General features: G+C 39.6%; 25 protein-coding genes, 1 pseudogene, 1 riboswitch and 1 other annotated feature. Of the genes and pseudogenes, 7 read left to right on the top strand and 19 right to left on the bottom strand.

Annotation, left to right across the window (positions count from 1 at the left end; translation table 11 throughout):
• Positions 1 to 25 precede the first annotated feature (25 nt).
• The 3 genes from POF52_RS04795 to POF52_RS04785 form a co-directional block, all read right to left on the bottom strand.
• Positions 26 to 1,153, bottom strand: a complete 1,128-nt coding sequence (locus POF52_RS04795; RefSeq protein ID WP_013084607.1) for an NADH-dependent flavin oxidoreductase — start codon at positions 1,151 to 1,153, stop codon at positions 26 to 28.
• 195 nt (positions 1,154 to 1,348) lie between these two features.
• Entirely contained in the window at positions 1,349 to 1,531 is a 183-nt protein-coding gene (locus tag POF52_RS04790) for a Fur-regulated basic protein FbpA (RefSeq protein WP_217598290.1), read from the bottom strand.
• 111 nt (positions 1,532 to 1,642) lie between these two features.
• Positions 1,643 to 2,518, bottom strand: coding sequence for a DUF4405 domain-containing protein (locus POF52_RS04785; RefSeq protein ID WP_271990879.1), 876 nt, complete (start codon positions 2,516 to 2,518; stop codon positions 1,643 to 1,645).
• Between the two features lie 246 nt (positions 2,519 to 2,764).
• Positions 2,765 to 2,996, top strand: a binding site (T-box leader).
• A 67-nt stretch (positions 2,997 to 3,063) separates the two neighbouring features.
• Between POF52_RS04785 and POF52_RS04780 the strand changes: the two genes are divergently transcribed.
• Positions 3,064 to 4,434 (top strand): amino acid permease, encoded by a 1,371-nt coding sequence (locus tag POF52_RS04780; RefSeq protein WP_271990210.1) that lies wholly within the window; start codon positions 3,064 to 3,066, stop codon positions 4,432 to 4,434.
• A 42-nt stretch (positions 4,435 to 4,476) separates the two neighbouring features.
• Here the strand turns inward: POF52_RS04780 and POF52_RS04775 are convergent, their stop codons facing one another.
• Positions 4,477 to 5,703 (bottom strand): DUF819 family protein, encoded by a 1,227-nt coding sequence (locus POF52_RS04775; protein ID WP_176583267.1) that lies wholly within the window; start codon positions 5,701 to 5,703, stop codon positions 4,477 to 4,479.
• A 223-nt stretch (positions 5,704 to 5,926) separates the two neighbouring features.
• Here POF52_RS04775 and POF52_RS04770 point away from each other — a divergent pair, with 223 nt between their 5' ends.
• Complete coding sequence (locus tag POF52_RS04770; protein WP_162837667.1) at positions 5,927 to 6,094, top strand: hypothetical protein; 168 nt, start codon at positions 5,927 to 5,929, stop codon at positions 6,092 to 6,094.
• A gap of 42 nt (positions 6,095 to 6,136) precedes the next feature.
• Here the strand turns inward: POF52_RS04770 and POF52_RS04765 are convergent, their stop codons facing one another.
• The 3 genes and pseudogenes from POF52_RS04765 to POF52_RS04750 all read right to left on the bottom strand — a co-directional run bounded on the left by POF52_RS04765 (position 6,137) and on the right by POF52_RS04750 (position 8,359).
• On the bottom strand, positions 6,137 to 6,703 hold the full coding sequence (locus POF52_RS04765; RefSeq protein ID WP_271990205.1) for a TetR/AcrR family transcriptional regulator: 567 nt from the start codon (positions 6,701 to 6,703) through the stop codon (positions 6,137 to 6,139).
• 121 nt (positions 6,704 to 6,824) lie between these two features.
• Positions 6,825 to 7,463, bottom strand: a pseudogene (locus POF52_RS04760) (hypothetical protein).
• Positions 7,460 to 8,359: a LysR family transcriptional regulator gene (locus POF52_RS04750; protein WP_013084614.1), complete on the bottom strand. Its 900-nt coding sequence runs from the start codon at positions 8,357 to 8,359 to the stop codon at positions 7,460 to 7,462. The pseudogene POF52_RS04760 and the gene POF52_RS04750 overlap by 4 nt, the downstream one beginning before the upstream one ends.
• Before the next feature lie 161 nt (positions 8,360 to 8,520).
• Between POF52_RS04750 and POF52_RS04745 the strand changes: the two genes are divergently transcribed.
• Positions 8,521 to 9,270, top strand: a complete 750-nt coding sequence (locus POF52_RS04745; RefSeq protein WP_271990195.1) for a sulfite exporter TauE/SafE family protein — start codon at positions 8,521 to 8,523, stop codon at positions 9,268 to 9,270.
• 21 nt (positions 9,271 to 9,291) lie between these two features.
• Here the strand turns inward: POF52_RS04745 and POF52_RS04740 are convergent, their stop codons facing one another.
• The 3 genes from POF52_RS04740 to POF52_RS04730 all read right to left on the bottom strand — a co-directional run bounded on the left by POF52_RS04740 (position 9,292) and on the right by POF52_RS04730 (position 11,496).
• Complete coding sequence (locus POF52_RS04740; RefSeq protein ID WP_271990192.1) at positions 9,292 to 9,786, bottom strand: GNAT family N-acetyltransferase; 495 nt, start codon at positions 9,784 to 9,786, stop codon at positions 9,292 to 9,294.
• A 67-nt stretch (positions 9,787 to 9,853) separates the two neighbouring features.
• Complete coding sequence (locus POF52_RS04735) at positions 9,854 to 10,495, bottom strand: NAD(P)-dependent oxidoreductase (RefSeq protein WP_013084617.1); 642 nt, start codon at positions 10,493 to 10,495, stop codon at positions 9,854 to 9,856.
• Positions 10,496 to 10,833: 338 nt separating this feature from the next.
• Positions 10,834 to 11,496, bottom strand: coding sequence for an MgtC/SapB family protein (locus POF52_RS04730; RefSeq protein WP_034649473.1), 663 nt, complete (start codon positions 11,494 to 11,496; stop codon positions 10,834 to 10,836).
• Between the two features lie 111 nt (positions 11,497 to 11,607).
• On the opposite strand from POF52_RS04730, the gene POF52_RS04725 reads away from it, so the two are divergent.
• Positions 11,608 to 12,417: a class I SAM-dependent methyltransferase gene (locus POF52_RS04725; protein ID WP_271990184.1), complete on the top strand. Its 810-nt coding sequence runs from the start codon at positions 11,608 to 11,610 to the stop codon at positions 12,415 to 12,417.
• Positions 12,418 to 12,460: 43 nt separating this feature from the next.
• Positions 12,461 to 13,180 (top strand): poly-gamma-glutamate hydrolase family protein, encoded by a 720-nt coding sequence (locus tag POF52_RS04720; protein WP_271990181.1) that lies wholly within the window; start codon positions 12,461 to 12,463, stop codon positions 13,178 to 13,180.
• 146 nt (positions 13,181 to 13,326) lie between these two features.
• Here the strand turns inward: POF52_RS04720 and pdxR are convergent, their stop codons facing one another.
• Complete coding sequence (pdxR, locus tag POF52_RS04715; protein WP_271990178.1) at positions 13,327 to 14,730, bottom strand: MocR-like pyridoxine biosynthesis transcription factor PdxR; 1,404 nt, start codon at positions 14,728 to 14,730, stop codon at positions 13,327 to 13,329.
• Positions 14,731 to 14,842: 112 nt separating this feature from the next.
• Between pdxR and POF52_RS04710 the strand changes: the two genes are divergently transcribed.
• Positions 14,843 to 15,241 carry a GNAT family N-acetyltransferase gene (locus tag POF52_RS04710; protein WP_271990175.1) on the top strand — a complete coding sequence of 133 codons (399 nt, stop codon included), beginning with the start codon at positions 14,843 to 14,845 and terminating at the stop codon, positions 15,239 to 15,241.
• Positions 15,242 to 15,270: 29 nt separating this feature from the next.
• On the opposite strand, the gene POF52_RS04705 is transcribed toward POF52_RS04710, so the two are convergent.
• From POF52_RS04705 to POF52_RS04690, 4 genes are all read right to left on the bottom strand, one after another.
• A complete protein-coding gene (locus POF52_RS04705) occupies positions 15,271 to 16,110 on the bottom strand; it encodes a GNAT family N-acetyltransferase (protein ID WP_271990172.1) in 840 nt (279 codons plus the stop codon).
• A 240-nt stretch (positions 16,111 to 16,350) separates the two neighbouring features.
• On the bottom strand, positions 16,351 to 17,754 hold the full coding sequence (gene alaP, locus POF52_RS04700) for an alanine permease AlaP (RefSeq protein ID WP_013058652.1): 1,404 nt from the start codon (positions 17,752 to 17,754) through the stop codon (positions 16,351 to 16,353).
• 315 nt (positions 17,755 to 18,069) lie between these two features.
• Positions 18,070 to 18,228 carry a DUF1540 domain-containing protein gene (locus tag POF52_RS04695; RefSeq protein WP_016765258.1) on the bottom strand — a complete coding sequence of 53 codons (159 nt, stop codon included), beginning with the start codon at positions 18,226 to 18,228 and terminating at the stop codon, positions 18,070 to 18,072.
• A 100-nt stretch (positions 18,229 to 18,328) separates the two neighbouring features.
• A complete protein-coding gene (locus POF52_RS04690; protein ID WP_230586511.1) occupies positions 18,329 to 18,673 on the bottom strand; it encodes a hypothetical protein in 345 nt (114 codons plus the stop codon).
• A 63-nt stretch (positions 18,674 to 18,736) separates the two neighbouring features.
• A riboswitch (SAM riboswitch) is annotated at positions 18,737 to 18,838 on the bottom strand.
• Positions 18,839 to 18,959: 121 nt separating this feature from the next.
• Here POF52_RS04690 and POF52_RS04685 point away from each other — a divergent pair.
• On the top strand, positions 18,960 to 19,256 hold the full coding sequence (locus tag POF52_RS04685; protein WP_016765260.1) for a hypothetical protein: 297 nt from the start codon (positions 18,960 to 18,962) through the stop codon (positions 19,254 to 19,256).
• Between the two features lie 12 nt (positions 19,257 to 19,268).
• Here the strand turns inward: POF52_RS04685 and POF52_RS04680 are convergent, their stop codons facing one another.
• The 4 genes from POF52_RS04680 to POF52_RS04665 all read right to left on the bottom strand — a co-directional run bounded on the left by POF52_RS04680 (position 19,269) and on the right by POF52_RS04665 (position 23,031).
• Positions 19,269 to 19,715: a GNAT family N-acetyltransferase gene (locus POF52_RS04680; RefSeq protein ID WP_271990160.1), complete on the bottom strand. Its 447-nt coding sequence runs from the start codon at positions 19,713 to 19,715 to the stop codon at positions 19,269 to 19,271.
• A gap of 80 nt (positions 19,716 to 19,795) precedes the next feature.
• Positions 19,796 to 20,236, bottom strand: a complete 441-nt coding sequence (locus POF52_RS04675; RefSeq protein ID WP_271990158.1) for a hypothetical protein — start codon at positions 20,234 to 20,236, stop codon at positions 19,796 to 19,798.
• Positions 20,237 to 20,343: 107 nt separating this feature from the next.
• The gene (locus POF52_RS04670; RefSeq protein WP_016765263.1) at positions 20,344 to 21,333 is read right to left on the bottom strand and encodes a glycosyltransferase family 2 protein; all 990 of its coding nucleotides are present in this window, start codon (positions 21,331 to 21,333) and stop codon (positions 20,344 to 20,346) included.
• Positions 21,334 to 21,345: 12 nt separating this feature from the next.
• Complete coding sequence (locus tag POF52_RS04665; protein WP_271990155.1) at positions 21,346 to 23,031, bottom strand: DUF6044 family protein; 1,686 nt, start codon at positions 23,029 to 23,031, stop codon at positions 21,346 to 21,348.
• Positions 23,032 to 23,060: the final 29 nt, after the last annotated feature.

The following is a 23,060-nucleotide window of genomic DNA, read 5'->3' as shown; positions in this document are numbered from 1 at the left end:
GTCTTTGCGCTTTTCTGTCTTTCTTTTAATCTTCAACCGGGAACCAGCCTGGTGTGTTAATAACGGCTTGCCACAGCGGGTCAGGAATCACAAGCTTTTCCTGATCTTTTTTGCTTAATGTGGTCACAATTTCATTTTCACGGCCTTCTTTGACTTTTTGAACCCAGTCTGGATCCATAATTAATTCACGGCCAATCGCAAGCAGTGGAATGCCGGTTTCAAGAGCTGCTGCTGCTTCGTCGGCTGTATGAATAGAACCTACGCCCATTACAGGCACGCGGCTTCCTACTCGCTCTTGAATAATTTCAATACGTGAACGAGTATCTTCCACGCCTCGGCGCGGTTTTGACCAGAATTCCATTAGGGATACGTGAAGGTAATCAAGGTCTTTTTCTGCTAGTGCATCAACTAACTTCAACGTATCAGCCATTGTAATTCCAGGCGTTTCAGGCTCTTCTGGCGAGAAGCGATAGCCTACTAAAAATGGCTCTTTTGCATGTTTAGAAACGGCTTGCTTTACTTCGTCTACAATTGCCAGCGGGAATGTTAAGCGTTTTTCTACGCTGCCACCCCATTTATCTTCGCGGCGATTAGAATGCGGCGAAAAGAACTGCTGAATTAAATAGTTATTTGCTCCGTGGATTTCAACTCCGTCAAATCCTGCTTCAATAGCACGGCGCGTCATCTCACCAAAATCATGAATAATGCCTTCGATTTCTTCATTTGTTAACTCTCGAGGCACCGGTGCTCCTTCTTGTTCTGCAGCAACAGCACTTGCGCTAACGACCTCTCCATTTGGAACAAGCTCAGGCGGACACATGCGGCCTCCATGAAAAATTTGAAGAACTGCTTTTGCTCCTTGATCTTTAATGGCTGTTGCTAAACGGCGCAGGCTAGGAATCATTTCATCGCTGTCTGCAGCAAACTCTCCGTGAAATCCTTTGCCGTTCGGCGTTCCGTATGTACATGCTGTAATGACCATGCTAACACCGTTTGAACGTCGTACATAGTAGTCTACTTCTGCATTTGATACTGTTCCATCTTCATTTGATGAAAAATTTGTCATAGGCGCAAGAATAACGCGGTTATCTAATTTGATGCCATTTGAAAAAGTAAATGGCTGTAAAAGCGGCTCATACTTTTTATTTGTCATTTTGTTTCCCTCCAAAAATGATACGGTCAAAAATATTGGCATATTATAGGTAGAAACTGTTTTTCCTACCTATAATATGTGTCATTTAAAACTGTAACTTTAAAATATACTGTAATTTTAATATGTACAATTTTGCCTGTCAAAGAATAAGACTTTCTCATATAAAAAAGCACTCATATACTGAGTGCCTTTTTATCATTGCGAAAGAGGTCCCTGATTATACATGAATGCTTTCACTTTTACATATTGAGCTTCTAACTCTTGAAGTGTCAGTTCGTATAGGTGCCGATTTCCTTTTTTATAAATACCAAAATTCAATAGCGCATTAATAAACCAATTTTTCTTATGTTCCGTTTCAGGCTGTGTGTGTTGTTTCACGATTTCCACCACCTAAGTTTATCTCATATTAATTTTGCAAAGCATTTGCTTTTACACAAATGATTTTACTTCTGCACGATGAAAAAACAGTGAAATAGAAAGCATTTTTATTTAAATTTCTGCAGTCGGACCCGCCATTTTTTTACGTCTTTTTACTTCTGATAATATTTTTCCAATATAATAAATAACACTAATAAAAACCGACATAATAGCAAAATAAGTACCGATTACAACAAAAGGATTCGGACTTTCAAAGCCGCTTTCTTTTCCTTTCATCCCTCTTTCCATACCTCGGCCATCGTGATCAAAATTCGGACGTTCGTGACCAGCAGATGCCGTCGCAGAAGATTTGTTCTCGCTAAATGAATGGTGATCAAAATCCAGCTTCCCACCGCCATTTTGCGGTATATCTGAGGAACTTAAATTCAGTACTTTCGCTATTCCTCCAAGCTTCCCAAGAAAACCCGTCTCATTTATTTCGTATATGCCAACGACTAACAGTGCAACGGTTGCAAGCTTAGCTGCTATGCTCAAGCTTTTCTTTGACTTTTTGAATTTCGTCATATTTTTACATACATTTATAACCCATTGCCAATGAAGACCTATGTGAGCGGCTACTAAAATTAACACTAAAAACGATACCGAAATATGCGAAATCTTAAACCATTGTTCATTGCCAACATTAATATTCGGAAATACTACTCTTGAAATAAAAATACCGCTTACCATAATAAATGACATCGTAATCAACAGCATGATATTTAAAAAGTAACCAAACTTTGTTCTGCGCGGAAGCTTGCGGTCAAATAATTTAACCGTAACTTTCTTTACCCACTGCCAGTTTAGCAGCACGTGGGTAAAAAAGGCAACGGCAATCGCCAACCCCGCAATTTCATGAAACGTTAACCCTCCCAATACTTGTTTGTTAAAAAACAAAACAAACGTAACGGCCATTAAAAGATCCAGTCCAAACCGGACGTACATCATCTTTTTCACTCTATTCATTCTCCTCAGCTATGTATTTGTCAAAACAACCTCTTTTTCATATTTCTTAATGTAAGCAGAGTTGGTGAAAATTAGGTGAAACGACTGATTTTTTTACCAAAATAACCAGTCTTGAGCTCTATAAAAACCAAAGTTCCATCATTTTATTTTTTAGAAAATAGCTGTTGACAAAGAAAAAAGAAGCACGTATAGTAATGGTTATTCATCAAGAACTTTCAGTTTTTAATCGAAAACACAGCGATTGGGAGTAGTAGAAGCTTATTATTCGGTCAAGAGAGCTACGGGTTGGTGTAACGTAGTCCAATAATACTTTGAACTCGCCCAGGAGTGGTAATTCAGAAAGAATGCAGAAGTATTCTCTAAGTTTTAACGTCTAACCTTCGTTATCAGGTTTTAAGCAGGGTTCTTTAAGAGCCAACAAGAGTGGTACCGCGGTTAGCTAAAGCTTATCGTCTCTTCTCTCATTTGATAATGAGGTAGGAGACGATAAGCTTTTTTTATTTTATAAAAAAGTGGAGGGAAAAGTCATGAAGAAGGACAACCAAGGTTTGCAGCGAACAATGACTTCACGTCATATTATGATGATGGCGCTAGGTGGAGCAATTGGCGCTGGTTTATTTAAAGGAAGCAGCTCAGCTATTGATATGGCAGGACCATCAGTTATCATTGCTTATTTAATTGGCGGAATTATTTTACTATTCATTATGCAAGGTCTTGCTGAAATGGCGGTTCGAAACAGTGACGCACGAACGTTTCGTGATTTAGTTCAGTCGATTTTAGGAAGCTACCCCGCTTATTTTTTAGACTGGATTTACTGGAAAATGTGGGTGTTAAACATTGCAGCTGAAGCCGTTGTAGCAGCTATTTTTATTCAGTACTGGCTTCCTGATTATCCAATTTGGATGCTTGCTTTAGGCGTATCCGTTATTGTCACAGTTATTAACTTGCTTTCGGTTAAAGCCTTTGCTGAAACGGAATACTGGTTAGCCTTAATTAAAATTACGGTCATTGTGATCTTTATCATCGCTGGACTTCTGTTACTATTTGTATCATTTGGTCACCATACCGCAGCCGGCTTTTCAAACTTGAGCGATCACGGCGGTTTCTTCCCTAAAGGACCAACTGGGTTAATTACGGCGATGCTAGTGGTCATCTACTCTTACGGTGGAACTGAAATCATCGGAGTGACGCTAGCTGAAACAAAAAATCCTGAAAAAGTAGTACCAAAAGCCGTGCGCAGCACATTAACGCGCATCATTGCTTTTTATCTGTTCCCATTTTTTATCATCGTAAGCTTAATTCCTTGGAATGAAGTGAATGGCGTTTCTCAAAGCCCTTTTGTGATGGTATTTAAAATGATTGGAATTCCTGGAGCAGACCATATTATGAATGCCGTGATCTTGTTAGCCGTTATTTCTTCAATGAACTCAGGGCTTTACGGTTCATCGCGTATTTTATATACGCAAGCAGTAGACGGTCGAGTGCCGAAGATATTTTCGAAACTTTCTGTTAAAAAAGTTCCTGTCTATGCAATCTTAATGTGTACATCATCCCTTTATGTGGGCGTGTTGATTTCCTTATTTGCAGGAAGTAAAACATTTGATTATTTGATGGGATCCTTAGGATATACCGTGCTGTTTATTTGGTTGATTATTGCAATCGCACACTTAAAGTCCCGCAAAGTTCAGCCAGAAGCATCGAGTAGCTACTCTGTTAAATGGTTTCCTTATACGACGTGGGCTGCCCTAATTGCACTAAGCGCTATTTTAATTGGTGTTATCTGCACAACCTCCGTTGTTATTACGACTATTACACTAGCTATCTATTTATTTATTACAGCTACGTATATCTTTAAAGGCCGCTTTTATCGATCATCAGCAGTCAAGCACGCTAAATAAAAAAACGTCTCCTTTGAGTCATCAGAGGAGGCGTTTTTTTATTTAAAATGTTAAGTACCAATAACCAAGTGCAAAACCGATATAGTTACCAATAATATAGCCAAGCGTTCCTACTACCAAGATAGGACCAACCAAACTTCCCCATCCTTTAGCAATCGCCATTGCGCTTGCTGTCGTAGGTCCTCCTACCGTTGCATTGCTCGCCAGTAATATATGTTCTAAATCAATTTTAAATACTTTTCCTAAAAGCAGTCCCACTATTAAATTACTCATTCCCACAATGAGCACAAATAGAATCAAAAGAGGTGCCTTTTCAACAATTAATGGAATGGACGCCGGCACTCCAATGACAACAAAGAAAATATAAATGAAGTATGTGCCGATTTCTTGGCTTCCGCTAATGTTTTTAAAATAAGAAGGAAACAGATAAATGACAAGAAACGTAAGTGTGGAAAGCAATAAGTATTTTTCGCTCAAAATAGTATGTAATAATGTTTGAACTACCGAAACATTTGGACCGGTTGGAATGATTGTTCCAAACCATTCGGCTAATTTAAACGATGCAACCACTAGAAAAAATGATGTACCAATTGAAGCCGCCACGTCTTTTAGCGAAATTTCTTTTTTTGCCCAATATTTTTCTGCAAGCGTATGGCGATCATTTTCTCCATATTGCCCAGCCTCTACTTCTTGAATATGAGGCGTCTTAAAATGTTTTCTAAAAAACTTCATAGAAGGAACAAACATATACACGGCAAACAGCAAAGCCATGACCATATTATCAGCAACCACCGTCGCGGAAACCATTTGACTTGATGGTTCAAATTTAGCCGTAACGGTAGCAAAGTTAACCCCTCCGCCTACATAAGAAGCGCCGATAGCAGCTGCAATTTTTGCTAGTTCAGGAATATAATCTTTTAATAACAAGAAGCCTGCCGTGCTCCCTATAACCGTTCCTACTGCACAGATTAAGAAAATAAAAAGCAGCTTCCGGCTTTCTTGAAATAATTCTTTCATATTGACTTGAAATAACAATAATGGAATGGCAAGCGGTACTAGATACGCCCAAACCGCATCATAAACCGGAGACTCTGTTGGAATGATTTTTAAATTTGATAGGATAAGCGCTCCTGCTAGCGCAATAATAGCTCCTGACAGAAAAGAAGCCCACTTATACTTTTGTTCGAGAAAAATACTAACAGAAGCCCAAATCGCTAGAATTCCCCATAGTGCCCACGTATCATCAGCTTGAATAATAGTAAAAATCACAAGCTACTCCTTTCTTTCTCTTTTTCAGGAAATAGAATTTTCAGAAAATACACTTTAGATTTTATCAATATATGCCAAATTCCGTCAATCTATAAAAAAGAGTCGAGAACAAAGTAGTCTAGTTAAAGTGAAACACGAACTATCTATCACAAAGGATGAATAGTTCGTGTTTTTTTATGATTATGGTGAACTTAGGTTTTATGTAGGTAGCTACTTCTAGCTGTTGATTGGAGGACAAGGCGCAGACTCCTGCGGGAAAAACGGTACAGGTGAGACGCCGCAAGAGCACAAGCAGCGAGGAGGCTCAGCGGCCTCCCGCGGAAAGCGAAGCCTTGCACGGAAATCAACAGCAGTGTCACAAGCAGTCCAGCTCATGTATCCCGATTGTTAGTCTTTAGAGTAGATTCATTTTGTGATGTCCCAGCCTCACTTTTTATTTACGAACAAGAACTGGAATCTGCTGCTTAATCTGCTGCAAAGGAGCGCTTGTTTTCTCTGTTAACGAACGCAAGATTCCTCCTTCAATCATACAGTTAATCACAACTCCAAGCTCTCCTGCCTGCTTTTCTTCAAATCCGCTCTCTATCATTTTTTCTCTAAAAAGTTTTTCCCAATCTTGAAACGCTGCGTAGCAGACTTCGCGCAACAGTTCATTAATAAGCGCTGTTTCTCCAGCCAGCAGCCCAACAGGCATACCAGCAATGCTTTCTTCTTGTTCAAACTGCTTGGACAATTCTTCAATAAAATACTGAATAGCCTGCGCTGCGTCAGAAGATTTATTTAGACTTTCTTTAATTTGAACTTGGACGTATTTATTCGTATATTGAACAGCGTGAATCGCCAGTTCTTCTTTCCCTTTTGGAAAATAATAATAAAGAGACCCTTTTGGCGACCCGCTCTCTTTAATAATTTGATTTAATCCTGTTGCATGATAGCCTTGCAGCTGAAAAAGCCGGGATGCTGTTTCTAAAATCTTATCGCGTGCATTTGCTTTCTTCACAAAACGATGCCTCCCCTATATAATAAGTGGTTTCTATAACACTACTTATCATATAGGAAAATGAAATTTTTGTCAAAATAAAGTGAATATTTTACCATTTATTTTTTCTTTTTTTCATTTCTTATGACCTAATAATTGTTTTTCTTACTTCTTCTGCTAACGGTTGAAGAGGCGTAATAATACGGTCGCTTACCTCCGCCGCCGCTTCTACCATCGAGAGCTGCGCCACTGAAACAACAGTGTTATGCTCTTTTACTAGCTCATGTAAGACATGTTTTACCTGCTGTTTATACTTTTTTAGGTTTCCAGTCATTACTAGTTCAAAAGCACCTTCTATCACAACAGGACGAACCTTTATCTTTACATTTTGATGAAATGCAAATTCGTCTAGGCGCTTCATTGTTCCTTCTACGGTCTCCGGATTTGTAAACACGATAAGCTGTGGTTCTTCTATTTCACATATTCGGTGAAAATAAGGCTCATCGATTTTAATAATTGGAATATCGCTTGTAAATGCTTCTGGTAAAAGAGCAATGTAGTTCGTACACGTAAGTAAAATGGCATCCGCTGAACATTCTTCCATCCACTTTAACTACTTCTCTACTTTTGCAGCTGCTGACTCCGCTGCAAACTTAGGGTCGGCTGTTACCCGATGTACAAGGCCAGGGTCTACGAAATGCATACAGTTCGCAAACGGCAGCGCTTTTTCTATATAAGAGATGTTCGAATGATGAGCGTGCAGGCAAGCAATTTTCTTCATCGTTTTCCTCCCGTATGATGGTCTTTGAAATACTGAATTAAAAATTCCTGGAACTTTTTCGCAACAGGAGTTAAATATTTATCCTTGTTCCACGCAACCCCAATTACCCTTGAAGCTGTGTCTTCTTTGAGCTTTATTTTTTTAATGCCTCGCAAGTCTACTCCCTTTATTTCAGGAAGCAAGGCAACCCCTAAATGAGCCGCTACAAAACCAATCACCGTTAAAAATTCTTCTCCTTCAAACGTAATATTTGGAACAATCTCGGCCTCTTCAAACAGCTGATCAAAAATTGTTCGGCTTCCATATCCTTTTTTTAACGCGATAAACGATTCATGAGCCAACTCTGAAATCGAAAGCACTTGTTTTGAGGCAAAAGAATGCGTATCAGGGACATACGCGTACAGCTCGTCTTTCCATAAATATTCCCACTGAATTCCTGCCCTAGATTCCGTTACAGAAGACATACAAAAATCAATTTCCCCCGTTTGAAGCTGATCGAGCATGATGTTCGTGGCGTTCTCAAAAATTTGAAACTGAACGTTCGGATACTCTTGTAAAAAAGCATGAACTAGTTTTGGGACGGACGAAGCGCCTAATGATTTTAAAAAAGCAAACGAAATACTGCCGCGGTGAGGATGAATCAAATCTGAAAGCTCACGTTTAGCTTCTTCCATTTCGTTTAATACTTTAGCCGTTCGTTCGTAAAAAAGCCGTCCGTATCGATTTAAAATGACTTGCCTTCCTTTTCGTTCAAATAGCGGCACGCCAAGCTCTGATTCTAATTTAGAAATTGAGCGGCTGAGCGTAGGCTGTGCAATTGATAATTTTTCTGCGGCCTTTGTGAAATGTTCCGTTTGAGCTACAACATTAAAATATTCGAGCTGCTGCCATTCCATTTTTTCACATCCTTTGCTTATTACATAATACTATTAATTTCATATAAATTATACATTGGACGTCATAAAAAATTCATGTTTAAATGAAGAACGTAGCACTTGCTAAAAATAAAAATGTTATGTGTCTGCATAGAATAAGTGTTGAAAGAAGGAATTAGTTTATGGATGTTTCAATTGTTTTAACAATGTTAGCCGTCGGACTGATCTTAGGATTTGTCGGAGCAGGCGGATCAGGTTTTATTATTTCAATTTTAACGCTGCTGTACGGCGTATCTGTACACGTTGCACTCGCAACGGCTCTTGCCGCAATGATTTTCTCTTCTTTATCTGGCGCCGTCAGTCATTACCGTGAAGGTAACGTATCTTTAAAATCCGGTATCTCTGTTGGTATCCTCGGTGCATTAGGCGCTTGGATTGGGTCTAACCTTTCATCCTTTATCCCAGAAGGCGAGCTAAAGTGGCTAACAGCCGGTATGCTTTTATTATCTGGTGTTTTACTTTGGCTGCGAATGTTTTTATTTTCCCGTCAGCAAAAAGAACGTACTGTGCCAACAGGAGCTAAATTTGTCGTCTACTCTTTACTCATTGGCTTAATTACCGGTGCTCTGTCCGGAATGTTTGGAATTGGATCAACTCCATTTATCCAGCTTGGCCTTATGATGGTGTTAGGCTTGTCGATTCGCCAGTCGGCCGGAACGACAATGCTCGTTATTATTCCGATTGCCATTGGCGGGGGAATGGGCTATTATCAGCAGGGCTTTTTAGATATTCCGCTGTTGATTCAAGTTGTCGTCGGCACAATGGTCGGTTCCTATATTGGAGCAAAGTTTACAAATCGTGTACCTGCTCCCGTATTAAAAACGTCCCTTGTAGCGCTGCCTATTTGCTCTAGCTTCCTACTTGTCATATAAGAAAAAAGCTTGAACTCTTGTTCAAGCTTTTTTTATGTTCATCTGATAAACAAACTGCTTTCCTTGGCTTCCAAAAATATGCCGGTTTGTATCAACAAAGCCGCATCGTTTGTACAGATGCTGCGCAGCCGTGTTTTTATAGTTCACGCCTAGCACCACTTTATTTATAGTCGGAAAGTGACGGTTGATAAAAAAAGGAAGAAGTTTCAATGACTTTTTGCCAACTCCCTTTCCTTGATAATCAGGATGAATGGAATACGACCGTATTAAAAGCGCGCCGGAGCTCTCGGTATATTCTTTAACGGCTTTCCCTGCGTCAAGCACGAAAAAGCCGGCTACTTTGTTTTCTGTCAAAATCAAAACGGGCGTTCTGTCTCTTTTCCCCTTACACTTAGCCAAGGCTTCAGCGGGAAGCGCCGTATAAATGAGCTGCTCTTCAGGCAGCGTATAGCTATGTATAGATGACTCGTAGGCTTCACTGTAAAACGTTAGCACTACATTTACTGTATTATCCATTCTATACCTTACTCCTTTTTCCATAGTATAACATGCACAAAAAAAGCCGCATAAAGCGGCTTTTCCTTTATCTAGCGTCGGATACAACGGTAAAGCGTTCGTTTATATGCTCTCCTCGCTCAATTTCATCAATAACTGCAATGGCGTAATCAGCATAGCTGACATGGCTGTTCCCTTCTGAGTTTAAAATAACATGATCTTTCCCTGTTTTATAAGCATCCGTTCGTTTTCCTGAAGGATTAAAAAATGCTGCTGGGCTAATAAACGTCCAATTAATATCACTTGTACTTTCTAAGTCTTTTAAATTTTGAGCTTGGTTGTCAGCTGTCGCCTTATACTCTTTTGGAAAATCAGGCGTATCTGCTAGACGCGTCGTTTTCTCTTCATCGACAAACAAACTGCCTGCTCCTCCTACAACAAGAAGACGAACGTCCGGAGCTTGTTTAAATACATGGATTAATGACTGTCCCGCTTCTACATGCAGATGTTCTTTTCCTTCGGGAGCTCCAAACGCATTCACTACCGCATCGAAACCTTCAATATCGTTTGCCGTAATATCAAAGATGTCTTTTTCCAGTGTACGAACATCCTTTTCTTCTACTTTGCTCGCATCACGTACGATTGCCGTTACATCATGCCCGCGATTTAAAGCTTCTTTCACGATAAAACTTCCTGCTTTTCCTGTAGCACCTACGACTCCAATTTTCATTTTATAACCTCCAGTAAAATTCTCTATATTTAGGTAATAGCCTTTTTTTGCTATGCTAAAACACTGCGAAACGTTTTAAGCAAGATAGAGAACGAATAAAGAGGCTGAAGCGAAAGTTTTTTAGTTGAAGAAGACTCCTGCAGGAAAAGCGGAGCAGGTGAGACCCCGCAGGGGCGCAAGCGACGAGGAGGCTCACCTGCCGCCCCCGGAAAGCGAAGCCTTGCACGAAAATCAACTGCGGTGTACTAAACGATCCATACTGGCCCCTTTATCCATTTGTTCGACTTTAGACTAATTTAGTTATGCCTTAATCTCTTTGGGAAAAAATAAATAAGTGCTTATTCAATTTCAATAAATAACACGTGAGCCATAGAATGAATTGATTTAATCAATTCTACTTTATTCCCTTTCTTTTTTGCTTTTCCTTTTATTTCAACAAAATAGAGCAGTTCACCTTGATGATGATCCTGGTGAATTTCATAGGATGAAATCATAATATTTTCCCTTTCAATCTTATCAAGGAGCTCATAAATAGCCTCTTGATTCGCTGCACGAAACTTAATTAAAATGGAATGAGTAGAAAGTGATGTAAACATCACGTTCAATATTTCTAAGCCAATCAGCACCAATATAGTTGCACTAATGCCGACTGTATACATACCCGCCCCAATGGTTAAACCAATTCCCGACGTTGCCCATACGCCTGCGGCTGTTGTGAGCCCTCTAATATGCTGCTTTTGGATAATAATCATACCTGCTCCTAAAAAACCAATACCGCTTACTACTTGTGCTGCAACCCGGCTCGGATCAAGGGCCATATGATCTTGATGAAGCACATCTGAAAAGCCATATTTCGAAATTAGCATAATCAGCGTGCTACCGACAGCAACTAAAAAATGAGTGCGAAAGCCCGCTTCTTTTGCTCTAAATTCTCTTTCTAATCCAACCAAAGCTCCTAACAGACCTGATAGAGCTAGACGACTAATAAAAGCTGCGGTCATTTTTCCTCCTCCTTTCCCTTCCTCTTCATTTTTTCATAAACGCACCTATTAACTATTTCTATTTTTGTTATAATTTACTATAACTAATTTTTGAAGTGGAGGCTAATCAAAGTGGATAAAATTATCGATTATTACAGCAGATTTGATGAGTGGGGAAGGTTAGAACGGGAGCCTATTGAGTTTCAAGTAAACTGGCATTTTATCGAAAAACACCTTCCTCCCAGCGGACATATCTTAGATAACGGTGCTGGACCTGGAAGATATGCCTTAAAACTAGCAGAAAACGGCTACGAATTAACTCTAACTGATTTGACGCCTCATTTAGTTCAAACAGCCAAGGAAAAGGCTTTAGAACGGCAAGTATACAATGCATTTCGTGATTTTCACGTGGCAGATGCTCGGAATCTTCAATGTTGCCTGGATGAACAATTTCATGCGGCACTAATGCTTGGACCAATGTATCATTTGCAGAAGAAACAAGATCGCATTCAAGCTGTCCGAGAGCTGTATCGAGTCACAAAGCCAGGCGGAACTGTCTTTATTTCGTTTATGCCGCGCGTCCAGCACGTCATTTCTTCTTTAACATCCCCGGAGCGTTTAAAACCAAACAACACGGCAAAAGCGCTTCATGATTTTTATGAATCAGGCTGCTTTGATCATGCCGAAGAAGTTCGGTTTACTCACGCTTATTATGCTAATATTGAGGATATTATTCCTTTTTTAAAGAAGCATGGATTTCAATGCATTGAGCTGATTGCCTCTAACGTTGCTTCGTCTGTTAATTCTGAGGAATGGACTTACTGGAAAGAAAAGTATCCTGAAGAAATGGACAGCATCGTTCAACTGCTTATCCAACAAGCATCAAGTTCTTATCACCTTGGACTTTCTTCTCATTTACTCTATATCGGACGGAAGCACTAATAATCGCCTCTACCTATCATAGGATAGATAGAGGTGATTATTAATGAACCGTTTATTCAAATGGAGGGCGAGCACTTTGCTATGTTTGATGTACTGCTTTTTGATTCCCCTTCCTTCTTATGCAAGCGGTGACTCTTACTCTTCCTATGCAGAACTGCAGCAGTACGAGATTCTCCATCAAGACTATGATATTCGCTACGAACAGCGCTTTAGCTACCTATCCATTATGGCCATTCACGGCGGAGGAATTGAACCGGGCACATCAGAAGTCGCCAAAGAACTCGCCGATCGCTTTTCCGCTTCTTATTATTTATTCGAAGGCATCAAGTCCACTAACAACGGAGTTCTGCACATAACCTCAGAAAATTTTGACGAACCGATTGCTAGAGGAATGGCTCAGCAAAGTATGTCCGTCATGACGATTCACGGCTATAGCGGTAGTCAGCCTATCGTATATGTAGGCGGAAAAAATCAGCTTTATAAAGAGCTGGTAAAGCAATCGCTGCGCAAACACGGCTTTACAGTCCGTGACGCCCCTTCTGATATAGCCGGAACAAGCGAGCAAAATATTGTGAACGATAATCTGCTAAAAGCCGGGGTACAGCTTGAACTCACAGCCGAACTAAGAAAATCATTTTTCGTAAACCACGACTGGTCGAGAAACAACCGCATGAATGTAACGCCGCTTTTCCATACATTTATGACTTCCTTACAAGAAGCATCTTCTTCCTATCAAACTTTCCTTTACTTTCAAGTTCACTAACTTATCAACTCTTGCCTGTTCCTTGATTTCCAGACAAAAAAACCAGCGCAGTCTGTGTAGTCAAACGCGCTGGTTTTTATCTATTTCTCTCCCTAAAATAGACCGCTTAAAGCCTTTTTGCTCAAAAAACTCTTTGATTTCACTTCTTATTGGACGAACCAAGCTTTAAACAGCGAATCTATGCCCATTTTTATCTCTTCGTCAGACAGTCCCGCAAATCCAAGCAGTACATATGGCGTCTGTTTTTTATTAACAGTATGATAATAAATAGAGGTTGGATAAATCGTTACCCCTTGCTTGGCAGCTGCTTCAATTAGTTTCTGTTCACTCATTCCGTTTTTTACCTTCAGAAGAATATGCAACCCAGAATGTTCTCCAATAACATCTACACGTTCTCCCATAGTAGCAGTCAAGCAATCTAGCAGCAGCGCTTGTTTCTTGCGGTATGCTGTTCTCATTTTATTCAAGTGACGTTCCCAGTGCCCTTCTTTCATAAATAGAAAAAGCGTATGCTGGTGAAGCCTTGAAACAGGCTGTTTAAAAAGTCCACAGTGCTTCACGTAGCTTGGAAGAAGCCGGTGTGGCAACACGGCATAACTTATTCGAAGAGAAGGCATCAACGACTTTGAAAACGTTCCCGTATAAATAACGCGATCGTCTTGATCTAATCCTTGAAGTGCAGGAATCGGTTTTCCTTTATAGCGAAATTCCCCGTCATAGTCATCTTCTATAATATAGCCATTCGTTTCTTCCGCCCACTCTAGTAGTTCAAGTCTTCTAGCTATCGGCATGACCATACCAATGGGAAATTGATGAGACGGCGTAATGTATACCACATCCGCTTCGCTTTCTTTCAGTTCCTTGACTTTCAAGCCAGAACTATCAAGAGAAACAGGGGCGATCGACATGCCTTGTTCTTGAAAAACGTGCCTCGTTCGGTGAAAGCCTGGGTTTTCGAACCCAATTATCTTTTCTTTCCCCAGAATGACAGAAAGCAGCCACATGAGGTACTGTGTACCTGCACCTATCACAATTTGCTCCGCTGTGCAGCGCACTCCCCTTGAGTGGTAAAGGTACGCTGCAATTTCTTGGCGAAGAAGCAGTTCGCCCTGCGGATGTCCGCTATAAAAAAGATGGCTTTCATCATGATAAATAGCTTGAACCGTTAGCTTTTTCCACGTATTATACGGAAATTTTTCTACGTCTATCTTTCCATGGCTAAAATCAAGGGCAGTTGATTTTTGATCTTCTTGTTGCAGAGATACAGAGATAGGAGGCAGTTCTTGAAGCACGACTTCATTTTTTATCTCTTTTACAAATGCTCCTTTCCTGGCTAGTATCTCAATATAGCCCTCTGCTTCTAACTGTATATAAGCTGCTTCAACCGTATTTTGGCTAATGCTTAAATGAAGAGCTAACTTTCGTTTAGAAGGCAGTTTTTCATGAGGCGGAATGGTACCTTTTTGAATTTGTTTTTTTATGTAGGTGTAAAGCTGCATGTATAAGGGATTTGCTTTTCTTTTATCAAGCAAAGGCATCAACTCTAACATAGTGTTCTTTCCTTTCTAACTGATACTATTAAATTCGCTGTTTCTGACACTTACTCTTAGTTCAGTTTCTTCATATACTGAACTATATCTTATAAATCAAGGAGCTGACGCAATGACTATCACTTATAAAACCAACGTCTTAATCCGTGCGGAACAAGCTGCTGAAGTATTTGCACATTCCGGTATTAAACGTCCTGCACAAGATCTTGATCGGATTCAAAGAATGCTTGATCACGCTTCTGTTACTGTTACCGCTTGGAGCGACAGCGGGCTCATTGGCATAGCCAGAGCGTTAACAGATTTTAGCTACTGCTGCTATTTATCGGATTTAGCTGTCGTAAAAGACTATCAAAAGCAAGGAATCGGCACACAGCTCATCAAGCACGTTCAATCAGAAATCGGTGAAGAAACCGCGCTTATTTTACTTTCCGCTCCTTCTGCTATGAACTACTATCCAAAAGTCGGATTTCATCAAATTGATAATGGGTTTAAAATTGATAGAATTCGGTAGACGCGAAGAAAGGAGCTTCTCCTTTCTTTTTATCCAAATGCCTGAGCTGCTATAGCAAAAAGATTGCCCTGCCTAGCAGGTAGGGGATTGACACCATACGCCATAACAGGAGGCTCATTTTGAAGCTGAAATCCGTGATTTTCCACAAGTTTTTTTAACGTTTCCTCATGAGAAGACAGGTCAATTCTCAGCTTTTCTTTGTAATTCTTCGCTAGTTCATCAATTATCAGCATTGCTGCTTCAGCGTTTGGAGCAACTACCGGCCCAATCACGATATTGCTCGGGGTACGAACCGCTAAACCATAACCCGTCATTTTATTTTGTTCGTTTTGTAGGACAACTGCTTTTTCAGCTTGCTGAATCCTACTTTTCAAAAATAACTTTCTATTATCTCCAAATGCTTCTTCATCAAGATTTACAACCTCTTTGAAGTCCCTTCTCGCTAAGGATCGTGTATAAAAACCTGAAGCTTTAAATGCTCTGGGTATGTATTCACTGCTTATATATTTACTTACATAGTCCACAGTTTTAAACCCTGCTTTTTTATATAAGTGCTCACCTTCTTTTGTCGCAATTAAGTAGGCATTCACTTCAGGGCAAAGAGTTTGCAAACAGTGTTTCATGAGCTGCCAGGCTAACCCTTGTTTTCGGTAATCTCTTCTCACAATTACCATTCCTATAAAAGCTGACTGATTTTTATACAAAACTACTGCTACGCTTGATACAATGTTACCTTTCTCATTTCTATGCCCAAATACGTCTCCAGATGAAAAAATCGTATGTAAATCTGCTTCGCTATAATCCCATTTTTCCAACTTAGATAGCACTAGCAACTCCTTTATGTCTTTTTCACTAAATCTTTCTATCATTTCTGCCTATTTCCTCCCAACTTTTCGATGCACTGTACGGCGTTAAAAAGCTTAAAACTAATATACTTATCCACTTTCAATTACCACTTAACGGTTAACGAATTCTCTAACTAAATAGTACAAAATAAATAGAATATTTTCTACATTATTCATACGTACCAATGATCGCTTAAAACAAACTAATCATTTGCACATAAACTAATAAAAAAAGACCTCTTTCCAAGAAAGAGGTCTTTTCTTTTATTTTACTAGCTTTTGCTCAGCTGCAGCTGAACCTTGACTTCGTTTATGGAATCCTTTTGCGTAGTACGCGATAATAAGACCGATAAACCATAATGGTCCGATGACAACTGCAATTCTTGTATCTGGATTATATGCCATCAAAACCACCACTAGCGCTAGGAACGCAAGTGACACATAAGATGTTAACGGAAATAAAGGCATTTTATATTTCAGTTTTGCCTCTTCACCTGTTTTTAACGTTTTGCGATATTTAATTTGAGAAAGCAAAATAATTCCCCATGTCCAAATCGCACCGAATGTTGCAATACTTGTTACCCACGTAAATACTTTGGCAGGCACAATGTAGTTTAACGCTACTCCGACTAATAGCGCACCCGCTGATGCTAAAACAGCTTTTCCCGGTACGCCGCCTTTTGTAAGCTGACCGTATCCTTTTGGTGCTTCTCCATGTTCTGCTAAGTTAAACAGCATACGGCCTGTACTAAAAATACCGCTGTTACAAGAAGAAAGAGCTGCTGTTAGTACAACAAAGTTAATGATACCAGCCGCCGCTGGAATGCCGATTTTTTCAAATGTTAATACAAACGGGCTTCCCTGTGAACCGATTTCTTGCCACGGATAAATCGACATAATGACAAATAACGCTCCGACGTAGAAAATAAGAATACGCCAAAAGACAGAATCAATCGCTCTTGCTAGAGATTTTTCCGGATTTTTCACTTCTCCCGCGGTAACGCCGATCATTTCAATTCCTAAATACGCAAACATGACCATTTGCAGCGACAGCAAAATACCTTTGAATCCGTTCGGGAACAGTCCGCCGTTGTCCCACAAGTTTTTGATACCAGTCGCAACGCCGCCGTTGCCGATTCCAAACACAATCATTAATAATCCAACGGCAATCATTAATACAATCGCTAAAATTTTAATAAGTGCAAACCAAAATTCCAGTTCACCATATGCCTTAACAGCTAAGAAGTTAACCGTTGTCATGATGACAAGCGCCGATAACGCCCAAATCCAGTTTGGTACATCCGGATACCAATACCCCATATAAATACCAACGGCTGTAATTTCAGCCATACATGTTACAACCCATAAAAACCAGTAGTTCCAACCTGTTAAATAACCAGCGAGCGGCCCTAAGTAGTCGCGTGCGTACTTGCTGAATGAACCTGCAACAGGTTTTTGAATCGCCATTTCTCCAAGTGCTCTCATAATAAAAAACATAATCATTCCGCTAAATCCGTACGCCAATAATATTCCTGGCCCTGCTAATTTAATAGCAGATGCAGATCCAAGAAACAGTCCTACCCCTATGGCTGCTCCTAAGGACATCAGCGTCACATGTCTTTCTTCTAACCCGCGTTTCAATTCTTTCCCCTGAGTTTTCCCCTGCATAAACGTCTCCCCTTTTTCCAATCTGTCAAAACGAGATGAACACAGCCTTTTGTTAGCGCTTTCATATAAGTTTGTGCTAAAAGACAGCTAGGCTGTATATTTGTATTCTATCACCTTTCTCTCACTTTTCTTTTGTCGAAAAACAAAAAAATTATCTTATCATTTTGTTTAAACGCACAATTAGACATAGGCACTGCTTTTTTAATATGTATTTAGTATTGCACCTAAGTAATAGTATTTTAAAAAAATAGAAAAACGCCGACTCAACTTCGTCAGCGCATCGTTCATTTTATGCTTTTTTATAAAAACTAGCATTTATCTCGCGGGTTCAAAAGTTTTACAGCCAGGTTCTTCCGTTTCAGAAACATGGTGACTACTTTCAGGACTCACAACGTAAATGGACTCTGCACTGCATTTATTTCCGGATTTCCAATACATGCACTCATTCACTTCACATAATACACCTTGGGCCACTGTTATCCCTCCTTTGCTTGTCTTATCCATTTACTACCCGAAATATAACGATTCTAACATTTTCACGTAAAAAAACCGCTTGTTTCTCAAGCAGATCTTTTTATTGCGTGTGTTCAACATACTGTTTTTTAGCTAAATATAACTCACGGCTCAGCGTGATCCGCCGTTCTCTCAAGTGCCTTAATTTAGCCTGAAATTGTTCGTTAGTTGGCTCTTCTTGAATTAAGCGATACGTAAAAGAAATATCTTCATTTAACTGTTTAAAATCTTCCCATATCTCTTGAACTAGGGCGGATTGTTTTTCTTCAAATGAACGATTTTGCTGCGTTTTTAGCACGGCTAAAATTTCTTGCTGCCACGTTTCGTCATTTATTTCTTTTGCTAATAAGTATAGATCTAAATAATCGTCAATGCATAAAGCCGTTTGTGTATTATTCAATGTCATCACCTTTTCTATACGAAATGTTTCTTCCTAAGAAGAGGATTTCATCATAGAAAAAGATTCCTCTTCTTATCTGTCAGAGCTAGGCTATGCTGGAATTAGCACCATTCAATAATTGTGGTTGCTGAGGCTTCAAAGGGCCAGTCCCTCCACCTCTCTAGATAAGAATATTTCGTTTTTAAATTATTTCTGACTATTCTAATATGTTTTATAGGTTACGTCAATAGCTTTTCAATAAAAAGAAAAAAGAAGTAAAATATGGTATGCTTTCATAAAGGATGGTGAGCACATGAAACGATATATGTTATCTGCTTTTTTGGGAAGCTTGCTGCTGCTTCTCAGCATTGCCTTTTCATCTACTTTCCATATTGCAATTGTCAAAACAACTGGAAGCATCGGAGGGGTTATTTTAGCAGCGGCGGCTTTAATTATGAACGCGCTTGAAGATCCCCCCTCCTCAGACAATACAGGTGGAGGAGCCGTTGAAGTACTAGATAAAGGCGCTGTTTGGGCTACTTATTTACTTTTACTTTCATTACCGAACCTCATCGCATGTATAATATCTTATGTTTTATGGACTCGCTGACATTCACTAACGTTACGGACGTTTTACCACTTGGAAGCTCATTGATATTTGTTTATCTACAAATCCAAGTTCACGATACACATGCTGTGCAAAATTCCCAGCATGAACGCTGAGTCTGATTTCACGGTATCCTTTGATAGACAATTCATCAATTGCTTTTTGCATTAACGGCTTGGCCAAACCTTGCCCGCGGTATTCGGGTACAACATATAATTCGTAGATAAAGCCAATTTCTTCTTTTGAAAAGAAGTCGGCAGATGGTCCCGCAAGAACCCAGCCTGCGAGTTTATTTTCTTGTCTAGATACTAAATAATAACATCCTTTTTGAAGGGCATTATCAATTAATTCATTTACGCGTTCAGTTGACGGTTGAAACTGATGCGTTGTTCCTTCAAACAGTGCATCAGCAGATTTCGTCCGAATTTCCTGTATTTCTTCTTCAGTAGCTTTTACAATCATTACGACCTCTCCTTTCGTGTTCGTCTTCCACATGCAGAGATAAATTCCTGCAAAAAAAGTCTTCGCCTAAGCGAAGACTTTTATTTAAATTCAAAATGTTCTTGATGATTGCCTCGTTCGTCCGTCCAGTTAATCATAATGTCTAAACCTGCCGCTTTTCCAGGAACAGCAAAATTCGCATAGCGAAAGCGCTGACCGCTTTTGCTTAAGTTAGACCTTTCAATAGGAGAAAACAAGCTGTATTTCGCCTTATTTTTTCCTTCGTGCCGAAAAGCTTGGACCTGCACGCGCTCTACGTCTTTTCCAATGTTTTCAACGGTTAATCCATATGTATGATAGACGTTATTTTTCCACTTTAGCTGATTATCTCCCGTCATGCTCGCTTTTGTCAGTTCAACCGACCATTGTTCAGATGATTTCTTCATCGGAAGCTTCTCAATCGAAAGAGCGTTGACATGAATGGCTGCAAAAGCAAGCCAAACAAAACAAGAAGTGCTGACTGTATAAAATAGTCTTTTCATAGATGTTGATCTCCTTAGAAATTTTAGTAGTAGCATTTCCTGTTCACTTAAAAATTATGATAAACGCTTTAACAAAAAAAGCCTCTCCATTTAGGAGAAGCTTCTTATTAATGCATAAGCAAATCTTTTTGTGTGTCTAATGAGTGTTTTGTATATAAATCTCTTTCAATCGCATATTTAGGACGCTGTTTCACTTCGTTAAAAATCTTGCCAATGTATTCTCCGACAAGACCCATTCCCATCAGCTGCAGGCCGCCTACAAGCCAAATTGATAAAATAAGAGACGTCCAGCCAATTTGCGTATGATCTAAATATTTTTGAATCAGCGCGTAAATACCAAACGCAATGCTAAAGAGAAAAGAAGCTCCTCCAAGCAGCGTTAATAGGCGTATTGGCGCTACGCTAAAAGATGTAATTCCATCAAATGCAAAAGCAAGCATTTTCTTTAACGGATATTTTGATTCGCCCGCTGTCCGTTCTTTGCGGTCATATGTGACTTCCGTGGAGCGAAATCCTACTAATGGTACAAGGCCTCGCAAAAAGACGTTGCCTTCTTTATATTTCATAAGTTCACCAAGAGCACGTTTGCTCATGAGACGAAAATCGGCATGATTTTGAACGAGCTGAATTCCTAGCTTATTCATTACACGGTAAAACCCTACTGCCGTGGTTCGTTTAAAAAATGTATCGGTTTCTCTGCTGTCTCGAACACCATATACGACTTCATACCCGAGCCAATATTTCTCTATAAAAGTACGAATAACGCTGATATCATCTTGCAAATCTGCGTCAATGGAAATGACGCAGTCGGATTGCTTATGGGCTGCTTCTAGTCCTGCGAGCAAAGCATTTTGATGTCCTACATTCCGCGCTAGCTTTAACCCTTTTACAAACAAATTACTGCAGCTTTCTTTTTCAATAAGCGACCACGTGCTGTCTTTGCTTCCATCGTCTACAAATAAAATGGTACTTTCACTTGATACAAGACGTTCATTTATCAGTTCTTTTACTACAGTAGTTAATTGAAAAGATGTTTCTGTGAATACTTCTTCTTCGTTGTAACATGGAACAACAATCGTTAAAATAGGTCTGTTCATGTTATTGCCCCCTTACTTTGCTTCATATACATACACTTTCCAAGCGGACTGTTTATCGTTAAACGCTTTTAAAAAGTGCAAACCGTCACTTTCAGCATTTTCGATTGGCACAGCTGAAAAGATATAGCGACCGCCCATTTTTTTAAATTGGCTGATATTAAGCTGCAAATGACGAATTTTTTTCGTTGAGTCTTTTCGGTAATCATATTTTTTCCCTAGCTCGCTAACAAACACATAGCAGCGGTTGCCCCAGTGATCATAGTAACTTTCTAACTTTTTATTTTTATCAAGCTCTTTGGCAATGATTTTGCGAAACTCATGTTTATACGTTAACGGATAGAAGTTGTTATACGTATCGAGCGTATAAAAGCCGTTATACTGAGCAATTGATGGATGAAGCCCAATGCTTGCTACCCGATAAGATGATTTAGGTTTCCCTATATATCTGCTGATTTCATCGAATTGGTGGACAGCATAAAATTCTTTGACTGACGGCTCGTGATTGTAGCGATAATAAAGCTCAGGGTTCGCTATAAATAACACAAGCAGCTGTAAAACCAAACACACCCACACAAACTTTTTCCACGCCTGGTCCCGTTTCCATAAAACATAGCTGCCAACTGCAAACATCAAATAAATAATGAGAGGGCGTAAAAAATGAAATCTAGCAAAGTTAAACGTATTAAAAAGCTGATATTTTTCTTTTAGCGGCTCCCATCCTTTATAAAACCAAAATGCATACCACATCGACAGTAGGAGATTAAAAATAAATAACTGCAAAAACGTTTTTTCAAGCTTTTCTTTCTGATTGCGAGCAACAATCCACAGTACAATAAAAGAAAGCGGTAAAATGACAAAGGTATGAAGCGTCATTACATGTGTATGCCCAAGCGTATAGTTCTTAAAAGCAAGGCGAACGGAATGTGCAAAGCCTAGCGTAGAGCTTAAAAATTCATTTCGACTCGTCGGGGCCTCCGGAAATAAAAGAGAATCAACAAGGCGGTATTCAATGAGCAGAAAGACAGCGGTCATCGCTGCAATACTGCTTAAAAAAGGAATATTCCACACTCGTTTTTTAACTGCATCTCTTAGCCACAGCATTCCCATCGCCGTTAAAAAGAAGAAAAACCCTAGCACAAAGCTTGCGTAAAACGGAAGCAATAAAAGAGTAAGCCATTCCTTCCACGTTCCTTCGCGGTTTCGAATGGTTAAAAACGCCCACAGCGCCAGCGGCTGTCCTAATGTACTCAGCATACCTGAAGGCCAAAAAGGAGTAAGTGCAAAAGCAAGTGATACAAGCACTCGAATCGCATAAGCATCCTCGCTTTTAATAAAATGCTTTTTTAATAATAAGTACATTCCAATTAAAGCAAATACGCGCGTGATCGTTTGGCTGAGACTGTACGCAAGCATGGTCGGGAATAAACCATACAGCCACTGAATACCGCTAAATTCTGTTCCAAACGTATTCCTCGGCAATCCGTTAATAATTTGAGGTAATACGGCATGACTGGAGCCAAACAGCTCTCCGCTTCGATGCAGAACTTTATACCACGTAATATTTGAGTCTAAATTATCGTGCACGCGTATATGTGAATTTTCCCCGAGCAAAAACATAGGAGATACATACGCAAGCAGCAAAAGGAAAGCGATAATAAGCAATGTTTTTTCTTTATTCATAGCTGTTTCTTTCTTCATCTGTTAACACCTATTTCCATTTCATAATT

It is taken from the genome of Priestia sp. AB (assembly GCF_028369225.1).
Lineage (GTDB): Bacteria > Bacillota > Bacilli > Bacillales > Bacillaceae_H > Priestia > Priestia megaterium.
The sequence above is the reverse complement of the archived record's forward strand: the minus strand, read 5'-3'. Positions and strand labels throughout refer to the sequence as shown.

Coding starts and splice junctions, on each gene's coding strand:
- POF52_RS04780 (WP_271990210.1), top strand. CDS start 3,064: ATGAAGAAGGACAACCAAGGTTTGCAGCGAACAATGACTTCACGTCAT.
- POF52_RS04730 (WP_034649473.1), bottom strand. CDS start 11,496: ATGACCGCAGCTTTTATTAGTCGTCTAGCTCTATCAGGTCTGTTAGGA.
- POF52_RS04745 (WP_271990195.1), top strand. CDS start 8,521: ATGGATGTTTCAATTGTTTTAACAATGTTAGCCGTCGGACTGATCTTA.
- POF52_RS04735 (WP_013084617.1), bottom strand. CDS start 10,495: ATGAAAATTGGAGTCGTAGGTGCTACAGGAAAAGCAGGAAGTTTTATC.
- POF52_RS04680 (WP_271990160.1), bottom strand. CDS start 19,715: ATGATTGTAAAAGCTACTGAAGAAGAAATACAGGAAATTCGGACGAAA.
- POF52_RS04740 (WP_271990192.1), bottom strand. CDS start 9,786: ATGGATAATACAGTAAATGTAGTGCTAACGTTTTACAGTGAAGCCTAC.
- pdxR (WP_271990178.1), bottom strand. CDS start 14,730: ATGTTAGAGTTGATGCCTTTGCTTGATAAAAGAAAAGCAAATCCCTTA.
- POF52_RS04750 (WP_013084614.1), bottom strand. CDS start 8,359: ATGGAATGGCAGCAGCTCGAATATTTTAATGTTGTAGCTCAAACGGAA.
- POF52_RS04670 (WP_016765263.1), bottom strand. CDS start 21,333: ATGAACAGACCTATTTTAACGATTGTTGTTCCATGTTACAACGAAGAA.
- POF52_RS04795 (WP_013084607.1), bottom strand. CDS start 1,153: ATGACAAATAAAAAGTATGAGCCGCTTTTACAGCCATTTACTTTTTCA.
- POF52_RS04675 (WP_271990158.1), bottom strand. CDS start 20,236: ATGAAAAGACTATTTTATACAGTCAGCACTTCTTGTTTTGTTTGGCTT.
- POF52_RS04710 (WP_271990175.1), top strand. CDS start 14,843: ATGACTATCACTTATAAAACCAACGTCTTAATCCGTGCGGAACAAGCT.
- POF52_RS04705 (WP_271990172.1), bottom strand. CDS start 16,110: ATGATAGAAAGATTTAGTGAAAAAGACATAAAGGAGTTGCTAGTGCTA.
- POF52_RS04720 (WP_271990181.1), top strand. CDS start 12,461: ATGAACCGTTTATTCAAATGGAGGGCGAGCACTTTGCTATGTTTGATG.
- POF52_RS04785 (WP_271990879.1), bottom strand. CDS start 2,518: ATGATGTACGTCCGGTTTGGACTGGATCTTTTAATGGCCGTTACGTTT.
- POF52_RS04690 (WP_230586511.1), bottom strand. CDS start 18,673: ATGACATTGAATAATACACAAACGGCTTTATGCATTGACGATTATTTA.
- POF52_RS04665 (WP_271990155.1), bottom strand. CDS start 23,031: ATGAAGAAAGAAACAGCTATGAATAAAGAAAAAACATTGCTTATTATC.
- POF52_RS04685 (WP_016765260.1), top strand. CDS start 18,960: ATGAAACGATATATGTTATCTGCTTTTTTGGGAAGCTTGCTGCTGCTT.
- alaP (WP_013058652.1), bottom strand. CDS start 17,754: ATGCAGGGGAAAACTCAGGGGAAAGAATTGAAACGCGGGTTAGAAGAA.